At 62.7% G+C, this 13,635-nt stretch carries 14 protein-coding genes; 6 read left to right on the forward strand and 8 right to left on the reverse strand.

What is annotated here, in order from left to right; all coding sequences use genetic code 11:
- The first annotated feature begins 57 nt into the window (after window positions 1-57).
- Entirely contained in the window at window positions 58-2,634 is a 2,577-nt protein-coding gene (locus tag ACFWYE_RS18560; protein ID WP_379113367.1) for a TIGR02302 family protein, read from the forward strand.
- Between the two features lie 27 nt (window positions 2,635-2,661).
- Here the strand turns inward: ACFWYE_RS18560 and ACFWYE_RS18565 are convergent, their stop codons facing one another.
- A complete protein-coding gene (locus ACFWYE_RS18565; RefSeq protein WP_379113368.1) occupies window positions 2,662-3,456 on the reverse strand; it encodes a lysophospholipid acyltransferase family protein in 795 nt (264 codons plus the stop codon).
- A gap of 165 nt (window positions 3,457-3,621) precedes the next feature.
- Window positions 3,622-4,527: a LysR substrate-binding domain-containing protein gene (locus ACFWYE_RS18570; protein WP_379113602.1), complete on the reverse strand. Its 906-nt coding sequence runs from the start codon at window positions 4,525-4,527 to the stop codon at window positions 3,622-3,624.
- A 151-nt stretch (window positions 4,528-4,678) separates the two neighbouring features.
- Here ACFWYE_RS18570 and ACFWYE_RS18575 point away from each other — a divergent pair, with 151 nt between their 5' ends.
- Entirely contained in the window at window positions 4,679-5,299 is a 621-nt protein-coding gene (locus tag ACFWYE_RS18575) for a pyridoxamine 5'-phosphate oxidase family protein (protein ID WP_379113369.1), read from the forward strand.
- 22 nt (window positions 5,300-5,321) lie between these two features.
- On the opposite strand, the gene ACFWYE_RS18580 is transcribed toward ACFWYE_RS18575, so the two are convergent.
- From ACFWYE_RS18580 to ftsE, 3 genes are all read right to left on the reverse strand, one after another.
- Entirely contained in the window at window positions 5,322-5,990 is a 669-nt protein-coding gene (locus tag ACFWYE_RS18580) for a YdcF family protein (protein ID WP_379073267.1), read from the reverse strand.
- Window positions 5,991-6,110: 120 nt separating this feature from the next.
- Entirely contained in the window at window positions 6,111-7,103 is a 993-nt protein-coding gene (locus ACFWYE_RS18585; protein ID WP_379066008.1) for a cell division protein FtsX, read from the reverse strand.
- A complete protein-coding gene (gene ftsE / locus ACFWYE_RS18590) occupies window positions 7,096-7,755 on the reverse strand; it encodes a cell division ATP-binding protein FtsE (RefSeq protein ID WP_379066007.1) in 660 nt (219 codons plus the stop codon). Before ftsE ends, ACFWYE_RS18585 begins: the two co-directional genes overlap by 8 nt.
- A 190-nt stretch (window positions 7,756-7,945) precedes the next feature.
- Here ftsE and ACFWYE_RS18595 point away from each other — a divergent pair, with 190 nt between their 5' ends.
- The 3 genes from ACFWYE_RS18595 to ACFWYE_RS18605 all read left to right on the forward strand — a co-directional run bounded on the left by ACFWYE_RS18595 (window position 7,946) and on the right by ACFWYE_RS18605 (window position 9,629).
- Window positions 7,946-8,593, forward strand: a complete 648-nt coding sequence (locus ACFWYE_RS18595; protein WP_379113370.1) for a hypothetical protein — start codon at window positions 7,946-7,948, stop codon at window positions 8,591-8,593.
- 43 nt (window positions 8,594-8,636) lie between these two features.
- Entirely contained in the window at window positions 8,637-9,179 is a 543-nt protein-coding gene (gene hpt, locus ACFWYE_RS18600) for a hypoxanthine phosphoribosyltransferase (protein ID WP_129412831.1), read from the forward strand.
- Between the two features lie 84 nt (window positions 9,180-9,263).
- Window positions 9,264-9,629 carry a response regulator gene (locus tag ACFWYE_RS18605; RefSeq protein ID WP_379066005.1) on the forward strand — a complete coding sequence of 122 codons (366 nt, stop codon included), beginning with the start codon at window positions 9,264-9,266 and terminating at the stop codon, window positions 9,627-9,629.
- A gap of 136 nt (window positions 9,630-9,765) precedes the next feature.
- Here ACFWYE_RS18605 and ACFWYE_RS18610 read toward each other — a convergent pair whose 3' ends face one another.
- Both ACFWYE_RS18610 and ACFWYE_RS18615 read right to left on the reverse strand, forming a co-directional pair.
- On the reverse strand, window positions 9,766-10,716 hold the full coding sequence (locus ACFWYE_RS18610; RefSeq protein ID WP_379113371.1) for an aldo/keto reductase: 951 nt from the start codon (window positions 10,714-10,716) through the stop codon (window positions 9,766-9,768).
- 152 nt (window positions 10,717-10,868) lie between these two features.
- The gene (locus ACFWYE_RS18615; protein WP_379113372.1) at window positions 10,869-11,423 is read right to left on the reverse strand and encodes a gamma-glutamylcyclotransferase; all 555 of its coding nucleotides are present in this window, start codon (window positions 11,421-11,423) and stop codon (window positions 10,869-10,871) included.
- Window positions 11,424-11,618: 195 nt separating this feature from the next.
- On the opposite strand from ACFWYE_RS18615, the gene ACFWYE_RS18620 reads away from it, so the two are divergent.
- Complete coding sequence (locus ACFWYE_RS18620) at window positions 11,619-12,617, forward strand: DUF2125 domain-containing protein (protein ID WP_379113373.1); 999 nt, start codon at window positions 11,619-11,621, stop codon at window positions 12,615-12,617.
- 81 nt (window positions 12,618-12,698) lie between these two features.
- Here the strand turns inward: ACFWYE_RS18620 and ACFWYE_RS18625 are convergent, their stop codons facing one another.
- Window positions 12,699-13,631: a prephenate/arogenate dehydrogenase family protein gene (locus ACFWYE_RS18625; RefSeq protein ID WP_379113375.1), complete on the reverse strand. Its 933-nt coding sequence runs from the start codon at window positions 13,629-13,631 to the stop codon at window positions 12,699-12,701.
- Window positions 13,632-13,635: the final 4 nt, after the last annotated feature.

Below are 13,635 nucleotides of genomic sequence, written 5' to 3' on the forward strand. Positions count from 1 at the left end.
CTGCTATGATTTTGAATCGTGAGGCCGCGCCATTCTGGCCGGCTCTCCGGAGAGCCGATGACAGAGCGACCCACATCCGGCACCGAGCGCAACCTGGCGGCGCGGCTGGCTGCCAGCAGGCTGGCGACGCGTGCCGTCATGGTGGTGGAACGCGGCTGGCCGCTGCTCCTGCCTTTCCTGCTCGTTGTCGCACTGTTCCTGTCCGTGACCTGGCTCGGCCTGTTCGCGCGGCTGCCGGATATGGCCCGTTTTGCCGTTGTCGCCGTGTTCGGTGGCGCAGCGCTTGCCGCACTTTATCCGTTGCGTTTCTTCGGCCTGCCGACGGCATCCGAGATCGACACCCGTATCGAGGCTGCCAATGCGCTGCTTCACAGCCCGTTGCGCGTCCAGACGGATAGGCCTGGCGGCGAAGCCGGTGAATTTGCGCAGGCGCTGTGGCGCGAGCATCAGAAGCGCATGGCTGCCAGGCTTGGTTCGCTGGGCACCGACCTCCCTTCCACGGGTGTAGCCCGACGTGACCCCTGGGCTGTTCGCGCGATTGTCGCCCTGCTGCTGGTGGTTTCCCTGGCATTTTCTTATGGCCCGCGGGGCGGCCGCATCAGCGATGCATTCAGCGCCGCAGGCACGCGTGATGCAGTGCCGCCGCGCATCGACGCCTGGGTGACACCGCCCGGCTACACGGGCAAGCCGCCGATCTTCCTGAGTACCGACGCCACCCGCAAGGACGGGACTTTCACGGTACCGCAAGGCAGTGACGTGACCGTGCGCATCACCGGCGGCGCGAATGACGAAACGGTTGTCTACGAGGCAAGCGGCAGCAGCCGCGAGATCAAGGCCGATGCCCCGGCCAAGACGGACGCCGCCGCCAACAATCCCGCGCCGGCGAATGCGGTGCACCAGTTCAACGGCAAGCTCATCACGGACGGTGCGCTTGTGCTGAAATCCGGCAATGACGAGCTGGGGCGTTGGGCATTCGCCGTAACTCCGGATGTTGCGCCACAGATCCGCTTCGCCGGCGAACCGCGCCGCGCTACCAACGGCACCGCGGAAATCAACTACCAGATCGACGACGACTATGGTCCGGCAAAAGCACTTGCGGAGTTCAAGCTGGCCGAACAGCAGGCGCCAGATGCGCGCCCGCTCTACGGCGCACCCGAGATGCCGCTGGCACTGCCGCGGCGCGGCGCCCAGAACAACGCGGCACGCACCACCAAGGACCTGACCGAGCATGTCTGGGCGGGTGCCAGCGTGAAGGTGACGCTGGAGGCGACGGACGGCGCCGGCCAGACCGCCCGCAGCGAGACCAAGACCTGGACACTACCGGAAAGACCCTTCGCCAATCCGCTCGCGCGGGCCGTCATCGAGCAGCGCCGGCTGCTTGCGCTCGACGCCAACGCCAGGCCGCGGGTCCTCGACCTGATGGATGCAATCACGCTCCGTCCTGAGGACACGTTCGATTCCATGTCGAACTACCTTGGATTGATGAGCGCCCGCAGCCGGCTGAAACTTGCCGGCACCGATGACGAGTTGCGTGGTGTCGTCTCCTATCTGTGGGATCTGGCGCTCGGCATTGAGAATGGCAGCCTGTCCAACGCCGAGAAGCGGCTGCGTCAGGCGCAGCAGGCCCTGCAGGACGCGCTGCAGAACGGCGCCAGCGACGAGGAAATCGACAAGCTCATGAAGGAGCTGCGCCAGGCAATGGCCGATTTCATGCGCGAACTGGCGCAACGCAATCCGCAGGGCAAGGAGCAGCCGCTGCCCGACGATGCACGCGTCCTCAGTGAAAACGACCTCAAGCGCATGATGGACCAGATCGAGGATCTGGCGAAATCCGGCGATCGCGACAAGGCACAGCAACTGCTGTCCGAGTTGCAGGACATGATGAACAATCTGCGCACGGCCCGCCGCCAGAACCAGGGCCAGCAGAACAGCGAAATGCGCCAGCAGATGGACAAGCTTGGCGAGATCATGCGTCGCCAGCAGGAGATGATGAACGAGACCTATCGTACCGACCGCCAGCAGCGCAGGCAGGATGGTGAGGAAGGGACCGACCAGGAGATGCCCGGCCAGCAGGGCCAGCGGCGGCCTGACAGCAACGAAGGCCAGCAGAACGGTGCCGGTGGCGACAAGCCGATGACACCGGAAGAATTCGCCGATGCGCTGAAACAATTGCAGGAAGGCCAAGGCAAGCTCAAGAACGATCTGGACAAGCTGAAGAAGGATCTGGAAGGCATGGGCATGGAGCCGAACGAAGGCTTCGGCGAAGCCGGCCGGTCCATGGGCGATGCGGAACAATCCCTGGGCGGCGGCGAGAGCGGTGCGGCCGTCGGACAGCAAGGTCGTGCCCTGGAGGCGCTGCGACGCGGCGCCAAGGACATGATGCAGCAATTGCAGGCGATGCAGGGCGACGACGGCAACGCCCAAAGTCGTCGTGATCGCGGCAGCAGCCGCGATCCGCTCGACAGGCCGACGAGGTCCGATGGCCCGGACGAAAACAGCTCGGTGAAGGTTCCCGACCAGATCGATATGCAACGCGCCCGCGAGATATTGGATGCGATCCGCAAACGCCTCGGCAATGCGCTGAGCCCGGACATCGAGCGCAGTTATCTGGAGCGGTTGCTCAACCTCAAATAGGCGCAATCGCCGCCAACGGCCGAGCGATCAGCCTTTGGCGGCGACGCCCAGTTCGGCCAGACGCTTGATGGCGGTTGGCGGCAGTTGCGGCGGGTTGTCCGACCTCGCTGCTTCGACCAGGAATTCGTCGCAGGCTGTTTCCGTCTCGTCGATCAGCCGGCGCATGAATTCTTCCCTGTCCAGGCCCGGCGGGATTGGCGGCAGGAAGCGTGCCTTGATCGTGCCTGGAAAGCGCAGGAATTTGCGGCGAGGCCAGTAAAGACCGGCGACATGGGCGACAGGCACGACAGGCACGCCGAGCTGCGAATAAAGTTCGACGATACCGTATTTGTAGGCGGGCTCGTCACCCGGCGCGCGGCGCGTGCCTTCGGGATAGATGATCAACTGGCGCGGATTGCGAGCCAGTTCCGCCTTGGTGGCGGCAATAACGGCCTTCAGTGCTTTCGAGCGGCTGCCACGATCGACCGGGATCATACGCATCTTCATGATGTACCAGCCGAAGAAGGGTATCCAGGTCAGCTCACGCTTCAGGATGTAGAGCGGATCGTTGAGATAGGGGAAGAACGCTATGGTGTCCCAGAAAGACTGGTGCTTGGGCGCCAGGATGAAGGAACCTTCAGGCAGGTTTTCCGGGCCCGTGATCTCGCTGTCGGTCCCGCCAATGACCTTGTGGAGCCACATGCTGGTGCGCGACCAGAACTTCGGCACGAACCAGGCGCGAGCGCGCGGCGACAGGAAATAATAAGGTGTCCACAGGATCATCTGAACGATGAGGCTGAGGTAGAAGACGAAGTTGAACGCCAGCGAGCGGATATAGAGCATTCGGGAAGCCTGATGAGGAAGCGCGTGTTCGTTACACCATGAATGCGCAAAAAGGAATGACAGCACGGTTTGCCAGGCGTGGGCGCAAACCAAAGGTCAGCGAAGCTGGAAGCTGCGGGCTCTTGCGAACAACGATCATGCAGATGAAACGAAGCTTGTCGGTCTTCAGATGCCGAGCCCTGCCAGGCGGGCCTTCAGCCGTGGCGCCGCGAAATCCAGGAAAGCGCGCAGTTTGAGCGGCAGCAAGCCACGTCCGGCATGGACAAGGCTGACCGGCCGGGGTTCGGGTTCGAAATCCTCCAGGATCAGCTTCAACGCCCCTGTGCGCACCGCGTCCGCCACCTGATAGGAGAGCACCCTGGCGATGCCCACGCCGGCGGTCGCCGCGTCGATGGCGGCTTCGGCCGTGTTGATCGTCAGCCGCGACCGCACCGGCACGGCGATCTCCTTTTGACCCTCCATGAATGTCCACGCCGCCGGCAGCGCCAGACGCTCCACGGTCACGCAGTGATGGCTGCTCAGCTCCTGCAACGTCCGGGGTTCGCCATGAGCCTGGAGATAGGTCGAGCTGGCGCAGGCGACGCGGCGGATCGCCCCCACCCTGACCGCGACCATACTGGAATCCGGCAAGTGTCCGATACGCACCGCAAGGTCGATATGCTCCTCGACAAGCCGCCGCAACGTGTCGGACTGCGTCAACCTGATGTCGACCTCCGGATAAGTGGCAAGGAAATCCACCACCACCGGCAGCACATGAAGGCGGCCGAAAACGATGGGCGCGGTCACCACCAGTTCGCCGCGCGCCTGGCTGTACTCTCCGGCGGCGGACTGTTCGGCCTCCTCGATCTCTTCGAGGATGCGGCGGCAGGCAGCGAGATAGGTGCGCCCCGCTTCGGTAAGCTCTAGCCGGCGGGTGGAGCGATTGAGCAACCGTGTTCCAAGGTACTTTTCGAGATCGGAAAGCCTGCGGCTGACGGTCGCCAGAGGCATGCCAAGAACGCGGCCAGCTGCCGACAGGCTGCCGGCTTCAGCCACAGTCATGAACAATGCCATCGAACCCAGTCGATCCATCATTCTTCCAATATCCGGAACAATGCCTTCCAACAACGGTGTCTACTTCTGGAATGCGAAAGATACCACCTTCCAGAGGATTTGCCGTCGGCATTCCTAATGCCGGGGCGTTTTGCGCGCTTTTGCCAAGAGCATCAGGAAGGAGACCGCAATGGCCGGTTCACACATCTATGCAAGCGATGTCGCCTTCACCCCCACGGTAAAGGCAATCCAGCGCCGCAAGGGGTCACGACAGGCTTATGCCCGGTCGGAGGAACGCGGCTGGAACCAGGATATCACGCCCGACCTCGCCGCCTTCATCGCGGCCCAGACCAGCATCTTCCTTGCTACGGTCAATGGAGAAGGCCAGCCCTACATCCAGCATCGCGGTGGGCCGGCGGGCTTCCTGCATGTGCTGGACCATCGCACCATCGGCTTCGCCGACTTTTCGGGCAACCGGCAGTTCATTTCACAGGGCAACCTGGCCGATAACGGCAAGGCCTTTCTCTTCCTGATCGATTACATGATGCGGCAGCGCATCAAGATCTGGGGCGAGGCCCGTGTCGTCGAGAACGATCCCGAACTCCTGACCCGGCTCATGCCTCCCGACTACAAGGCACGTCCCGAACAGATCATCTTGTTCACCGTGTCGACATGGGATGCGAATTGCCCGCAGCATATTCCCCAGCGTTTCGACGCGACCGACGTGGCCGCTATCCTGGGTGAACGCGACAAACGCATCGCTGTTCTGGAAGCCGAAATCGCCAGATTGCGCGCGGAAACCCCGAAATAGCGTCACCGGGAGAGTTCAGGCGTCAATCACCCGCATGGCTGGCGAAAGCCGGCCGGATCGGCAGGACGACACGGCCGAGCGCCAGCAGATATTTGTTGTATTCGGTGAAGAGCACCCGGAAGGCGCCCGGCTTGATCAACCAGCCGCCGTTGTCGAGGTTGCTGTTGACCACCGGATAGGGCACCAGCCTGGCACCCTGCAGCAACCGGCCCATTTCCAGAAGGCTGCGCGGCATGTGGTAGTTGTTGGTGACTAGGATGATGCGGTTGTAGCCATGGGTCTGGACCCATTTGGCGCTTTCTTCGGCATTACCGATCGTGTCGAGCGCCGCACGGTCAATGTCGATGCAGCAGGAAAACAGCTGCGTGTCGCCCTTGGTTGCTCTCTGCAGCTGCTTGCGGCTGGCGGTCGGATGCACGCCGCTGATCAGGAGACGCGCGCCCTTGCCGGATTCCAGCAGGCCGATGGCGGCATCGAGCCGCGATTGGCCACCGGTCAGCACGATGATGGCGTCAGCCGGCTCGGGATCAGCCGGTGTGGTCAACCGGCTGACATGGCTGGCGAACCAGCCGAAGCCCAGGAGATAGAAGGCGATTGCGACCAGCGCGAGCAGGCCGATATTGCGCACGACACGCCGCAGCCGGGATGCGCCGCGCGACACGCGAAACGTGTCCGGCGCGGCTTCGGCCATATCGGCAGAATCGCGACTTTTCATGGCTCCATGATTAGTGCGGAATTGCGGCCTTTGGTAGGAGAAAGCACCCTCCCGCGAACTGATTTCAGGGCCGCACTGCGTCATCGCCGCCCTCCGTCAGCCACCGTCGGTCTGGCGTGTATCGAGATCGCTGAGATAGGCGATCACCGTGGCATGGGATGTGGCCGCAGTCAGCGCGCCGATCACCAGCACCATCAGGATGACACCGAGATATCCGGCCCAGCCGATGGCAAAGCTGCCGAACAGCGCGACAGCCTGGTCGGCCTGCGGCGTCGCCATGTTGCGCGAGGCCCAGAAGGAGAAAACCAGGAACACGACGATCGCCGCCACACCACCCGCCGCCGCACCTTTCATGCCGGTGACAAGGAACTGCTGCCGAAACTGGCGGGCAATGAACCGCGCTTCCGCACCGACGAAATGCAAAACCTCGATGATGTGGCCGTTGCCAGCCATGGCGCCGCGCGTGGCGAACACCACCGTCAGCACGGTTGCCGACAACATCAGGACCAGGACCAGCATGCCTATGGTCACCGTCGTGCGCGCCATGGCGACCAGGCGGTCGACCCAGGTGCGGTGATCGTCCAGCGAGGCGCTGGCGATCGTATTGGTCAACGCCTCGCGCATGGCTGTGAAATTGGGCGGATTGTTCTCGTCGATGGTGACGACGACAAGGCGCGGCACCGGCAGTTCGTCGATGTTGAGCCCGCTGCCCAGCCAGGGCGCCAGCAATCGCGCTGTGGCGTCACGATCGATGATGCTGGTCCCTTCGACACCCGGGAACTTGGCGGCGATCTCCGCGGCGCTGGCGAGCGTCGCTTCCATGTCGAGACCGTCGACCGGCTTGATCTGGATCGTCGCCTCGCGCGAAATCTGATTCTCCCACACCGCAGCCGTGCTCCGCACCAGGGTGACGCCACCAAAGGTGAGGCAGGACAGGAAGGTCATGATGGCGATGACGAACACCAGCGCGCGTCCAGCGATGTTCTGCGCCGGCACGATGGGCGCCATCTTGCGCTGCGCGCGCTGGGGCGCCTCGGCGCGATGGATCTCGCCCTCTTCCTCTTCGTGATCGGCCGTCATCTCAGTCATAGATGTCCAGCCTTCCTCCCGACAGGATCAGTCGCCGGGCATCGACCTGATCCATCAGAGCAAGATCGTGGGTGGCGATCACGACGGCTGTGCCGAGGCGATTCAGTTCTATGAACAGCCGGAGCAGCCGACGCGCCAGTTGCGGATCGACATTGCCCGTCGGTTCATCGGCAAGCAGGATCTGCGGCTGCTCGATCAGCGCGCGCGCGATCGCCGCACGCTGCTTCTCACCGCCGGAGAGGACTGGCGGCAGCACGTGCATGCGGTCGCCAAGACCGACCCACTTCAGAAGTTCGACGACGTCGGTGCGGTAGCTCGATTCCTCGCGGCCACGCACGCGCAGGGGCAACGCCACGTTCTCATAGGTCGTCATGTGGTCCAGCAGGCGGAAATCCTGAAACACCACGCCGATACGGCGGCGCAGATGCGGCAGCTCTTCGCGCGTGATGCGCGCGCGATCCTTGCCGAACACCGTGATCAATCCGCGTGTCGGCTTCAGCGACAGGAACAGAAGGCGCAGCAAGGTCGTCTTGCCGGCACCGGAGGGCCCGCTGAGGAATTGGAAGGAGCGCTCCGGAACATGCAAGGTGATGTCACGGAGAATCTCCGGACCCATGCCGTAGCGGAGGCCGACATTTTCGAAGCGGATCACGTGCGGCGACCTGGAACTGTGTTTGGCGGCAGTCCGCCCGTATCTACGAAACGACCATTGACCGGCATGGTTAACCGCCGGTTAATTTCGGCATCGGCTGTCGCTGTAAATCGATTTCGGTCGGGAAGCATTAACCATTTTTGTCTACGGAATGGAAACAGAGGGCGAACAGAGGCAACCATATCAAGGCATGGCCGATCACGGTACGGCACGCCCGGTTTCCGGCGAAATCATGACGGCGGCCTCATCGGCTCGCAACGGCAGCGCCGTGGCCGCGGATGTGGTCGACGCCGATTTCATCGTGCTCAGCCCTGATTCTCCCACCCAGTTCGACAGATCGCCACCGCAAGCCCCTGTGGAAGCGGTTGAGCAGGCGCCCTTGCTTGACGGCATGGGCATGCTGCGCAAAGGCGAAACTGTGCCTGACATGCGCGATGTGTCACCAGGCGGTCCGTTGTTCTGGAGCGGCGGTCTTGCAATTGCCATGTTGGCCTTCTGGGTCTCCGGGGGCCACGCCTTGTTCCACGAAAATGCGTTCTTCGGCCCCGACGACAAGGCGACCACCGCGCTCAGCATTTCCGGCGTGAGTTCGCGCGTCGACAGCAGCGGACACAGGCCCGTGCTTCTGGTCGATGGCGAAGCCGGAAACGATGGCATGGAAGCGGCCGAACTGCCGCCGCTGGAGATCCGCGTGACCGGCAATGATGGCCGTATTACCCGCTATGGCCTGGGGACATCCGGCCGCACCTTGCCGCCTGGCGAAAGATTTGCCTTTTCCAGCCGCCTCGACGTGCCTAGAAACGGCGTAACGGCCGTCTCGGTCACCTTCGCGCGATAAGCGACGGCTGCGGCTGTCCCGCGCATTCCCAGAAAGGATCTTCATGCCAGTTGTGCGCGGCAAGGATATCGAGGTTCTGTTTTCGGCGTCGGCAATCGCGCGTCGCAATCTGGAGCTAGCCAAGGAAATCGCAGCCCACGATTATCACGACCTTCTGGTCATCTCGGTGCTGAAGGGCTCCTTCATTTTCGCGGCCGACCTGATTCGTGCCATGCACGACGCCGGCCTGTCGCCGGAGGTCGAGTTCATCTTCATTTCCAGCTATGGCGCCGGAACCGAAAGCGGTCAGGTGCGCGTGCTGCGCGACATCGACAATGAGGTCGCCGGCCGCGACGTGCTTTTGATCGACGACATCCTGGAATCCGGCAAGACGCTGAAGTTCACCCGCGAACTGATGCTGTCGCGCGGCGCCAGGAGCTGTTCCGTCGCAGTGCTGCTCGACAAGCGCATGCGGCGCCAGACGGATCTCAATGCAGACTATGTCGGCTTCGACTGCCCGGACTATTTTGTCGTCGGTTACGGCATGGATGTCGGCCACGCATTCCGTGAACTGCCCTTCGTCGGGGTCGTGAAAGGCGACGTCTGAGTCTCGCCTCGACGCTTTGAAAAGAAATCGGAAGCGCCTTCGACTTTCAGAAAACGTCAACGTTTGCAGGGCAAATCTCTGCGCATGACAAAGCTCCTGATCGTCGAGGACGATGAATCCGTCCGCACCCTGGCTGCCCGCGCGCTTGAACGCGCAGGCTACAATATCGACGTCGCCGCCGATGGCGCGCAGGGGCTGGAAAGCATCCATGCCGCCAATGGCAATTACGACCTCATCGTCTCGGATATCCGCATGCCGGAGATGGACGGCATCGAAATGGCCAAGGCGGCAGCCGCCGCTTTCCCTGCGCTCAAGATCATGCTGGTGACCGGCTATGCCGACCAGCGCGAGCGAGCGGACGAGTTGAACGGCATCATCCTGGACGTCGTGCAGAAGCCCTTCACCCTGGCTGAAATCCGCGACCGCGTCGGCCGTGCGCTGGCGGCCTGACGGCGCCCGCTGCCACTAGAGCGTTTCCGTTTTTTACGGAAACGCGGAAACGCTCCAACTTTTTGTTTTCACGCAATTCCGGACGGAAAACCGCTACGCACTTTTCCTGGAATTGCCCCAGCCATCTCAAGGCGAGCTAAGCGCTCGCCTTGTCCAGTTCTTCGATATCCGCGTGCGTGAGCCGAAGCGAGGCGGCGCGTACCAGGCTTGCCATCTGTTCCGACGTGGTCGCGCTGGCGATCGGCGCCGTCACGCCCGGCCGTGCGATCACCCAGGCGAGCGCGACTTCTGCTGGCTTGGCCGCGTGTCGCCCGGCGACAGCATCAAGCGCTGCCAGAATGCGCATGCCGCGCCTGTTGAGATAAGCCTCCACATCCTCGCCGCGCGCGGCGCTTTTGCCCAGATCGGCCTTGCTGCGATATTTGCCCGACAGGAACCCTTTGGCGAGGCTGAAATAGGTGATCACGCCGAGTCCCTCCGCCATGCAAAGGTCACGCAGAGGACCGTCATAGGACGCACGATCATAGAGATTGTATTCCGGCTGCAGCACCTCGTAGCGCGGCAGATTGCGCAGCTTGGCGACATCCAGCGCCGCCCGCAACTGGCCTGCGTCGAGGTTCGAGCAGCCGATATGGCGAACCTTGCCCTTGGCGAGAAGGGTCTGATAGGCGCCGAGCGTCTCCTCGTAAGGCACACTCGGATCCGGCCAGTGCGAAAGATAGAGGTCGATGACGTCGGTCTGCAGACGCCTCAACGAATCTTCCACCGCCCGTTCGATGTGGCCAGCGGAAAGGTCCCTCTTGCCCTGCCCCATATCCGCGCCGACCTTGGTGATGACGACCACCTTCTCGCGATTGCCCCGCGCCTTCATCCACTTGCCGATGATGGTCTCCGACTCGCCGCCCTTGTTGCCGGGCACCCAGCGCGAATAAACATTCGCAGTATCAATGGTGTTGAGCCCGCCGTCGACGAAACGGTCCAGCAGATTGAAGGACGTCTTTTCGTCGACGGTCCAGCCAAACACGTTGCCGCCCAGCACGAGCGGCGCGATTTCGAGGTCGGTACGACCGAGCAGACGTCTATCCAAGATGGGTCTCCCTAGGGCATTTTGTAGCCAGGTGAAATCACCTGGCGTTACAAGAATGCGGCGAAAACAAACTTAGAGCGTTTCCGCGTTTCCGTAAGAACGGAACCGCTCTAATGCCGGCGGGGGCGCCGGTCCCCGCAGGAAGCTAGGGATTAGCGCGCAGGGTTCAATGGGCCAGAAGCGTTTTCAGGCGGGACGATCAGCCGCGCCACCTCTTCCAGCCAGCGGTCGCGGATGCCGAGCGCCTCGAGATGCTGGATGGTATTGAGAACATAGTCTTCGTTGACACCCGACTGGCCGACGGCGCCGCGCACGACGGCAGCGGCCTCCGCTTCCTCGAGTGCGCCGGCATATTGCTCATGGCCACGGTCGGCGACATAGGTCACCGCATCCGCCATGCGGCCGTCCTCCAGGGCCACCTTCACCCAGCGTTCGAGGTAGACATTGGTGACCAGTTCACGCTCGCGCAGATAGGCGATAACCTCGTCACGCAATTCGCCGGGCACCCGGAAGGCCAGCCCGATGCAGGAACCGCCACGGTCGAGCCCGAGCACCAGCCCAGGCCTTTCGCGGGTGCCGCGATGCACGAAGGAATAGACGCAGAGCGAGCGTCGATAGCCATGCAGGCGCGCCCTTTGCGTTTCGACATGCGCGAAACCGGGCCGCCAGATCAGCGAACCGTAGCCAAAAACCCAAAAATCGCCCATATCGCCAAGCCTAAAGCGTGATCCTAAAAGGTCGCAGACCTTTTGGACAAAGATCATGCGACAAGCAAAGAGACAGGGCGGAATGCCGTTTCATTTTCATCGCATTCCCGCCTTAAGCAGGCATAGTCGTCCGCACCAAATCACTTCGACCGGGATGGTCATTCCGGTTCTTTCTGCGTTATCGAGGGCCACAGCATGACGTCAAGTGACCAGACCAAGCCAAAACGTCGGCGCTGGCTGCCCCGGCTGATCCTGGCCTTGCTCGTCCTGTTCGGTCTCTACAGTGCGGGCTGGTACTGGCTGGCCGGACGCGTCAGAAGCGACGCGACGAACACTGTTGCCGCCCTTGCCGCCAAGGGGATCAACGCCGACTGCACCAATCTGACCGTCAGCGGCTACCCCATGCGTTTCGTGGTCACCTGCGACGGGCTCGCCTATCAGGATGATGCCAGGAACGTTGCAGCGGCCGCCGGCGGCATGATCGCCACGGCAAGCCTCGCCCAGCCGCTGGCGCCGAATGTCAATCTCGACGGACCGTTGCGCACCTCGGTGCCCGACATGCCGCCGCTGTGGATCGACTGGGACCAGCTGGACATCAGCGGACATCTGTGGTGGCCCCTGCCCAGCCGCATTTCGGTGACGGCGGAGGGCTTCAACGGCCAGACCGACCCGACCGATGAGACCGATCCCGTCCAGCTGTTCAGTGTCGGCCAGCTCACCGCGGCGGCCAGCCCCAACGGCCAGGATCTTGTGCTGACTCATGATTTCACCGACCTGGAAATCGACGCCCACACCATTGGCGGCCGGGTGCTCCCGCCCTTCAGCGGCAAGGGTGACGCCACGGTCAAGAATGGCATTCCCCTGCTCGGCGCACCGCCAAAAAGCCTGCGCGGTCAATCCGCCGAGATCAGGAACCTCGAATTGTCTTCCGGCGAAGCCCGCATCGTCCTTGCAGGCCCTATCGCGGTCGACGCCGACGGTCTGATCGACGCCACCCTCAACATCAAGCTGCAGAACCCGAAAGCGGTGGCGGCCATCCTCGCCACGGCGATCCCGGAACAGGCAAACCAGATCCGGCAGGGTTTCGCGGCCCTTTCCATGCTCGGCAACGAACCGACGATGCCGCTGAAGGTGGTGAAGGGCCGCGCTTCGCTCGGCTTCATCCCGCTCGGGATGATCAAGCCGGTGGAATAGGGCAGTAGGTACTGCCACCAGGGAGTGGCCACGCAATAGCGTAACTTATCCCCCTGCTGCCTTATTGTCCTATTCCCCTACTCATTTGCCCGGATGCTCCACCACCTGGCGCCCGAAGTCGGGAACATCGATATCCTGGCCGGCCTGGATGATCGAGCGGCGGATGGCGCGGGTGCGCGTGAACAGGTCGAACAGCTTGTCGCCGTCGCCCCAGCGGATCGCTCTTTGCAGCGAGGAAAGATCCTCCGAGAAGCGCGCAAGCATCTCCAGGATGGCATCCTTGTTGTGCAGGCACACGTCCCGCCACATGGTCGGGTCCGAGGCGGCGAGGCGTGTGAAGTCGCGGAAACCCGAGGCCGAATACTTGATGACCTCGGACTTCGTCACATTGGCCAGATCGTCGGCCGTACCGACGATGTTGTAGGCGATGATATGCGGCAGATGCGAAACGATGGCCAGCGTCATGTCGTGATGCTCGGGCGTCATCGTGTCGATGTTCGAACCACAGCGACGCCAGAATTCCGACAATGTCTCCAGCGCTTTTGGATCGGTATCCGGCAGCGGCGTGAAGATGCACCAGCGGTTGTCGAACAGGTCCGGAAAACCGGCGTCAGGACCGGAATTCTCGGTACCAGCCAGCGGATGGCCGGGAATGAAATGCACGCCCTCCGGCACGAAAGGCGACATCTGTGCGACCACCGACTGCTTGGTGGAGCCGACATCGGTCAGGATGGCGCCCTTCTTCAGCGCCGATGCGATCTCCTCGGCAACGGCACCGGAAGCGCCCACCGGTACCGAGACGATGACAAGATCGGCGTCGCGCACCGCCACCTTCGCGTCGGTCGTGTAGCTGTCGCCGAGCTTCAGCTCCTCCGCACGTTTCAACGTCTCCGGACGGCGGGTGGAGACGGCAATGTGGCGGGCAAGTCCTTCCCGGCGCACCACGCGCGCCAGCGAAGAACCGATCAGGCCGATGCCGATGAGGGCGATCTTTTCAAACATGGGTTCGGACATTTTT

It is taken from the genome of Mesorhizobium sp. NPDC059025 (assembly GCF_042739655.1).
Classification (GTDB): domain Bacteria; phylum Pseudomonadota; class Alphaproteobacteria; order Rhizobiales; family Rhizobiaceae; genus Mesorhizobium.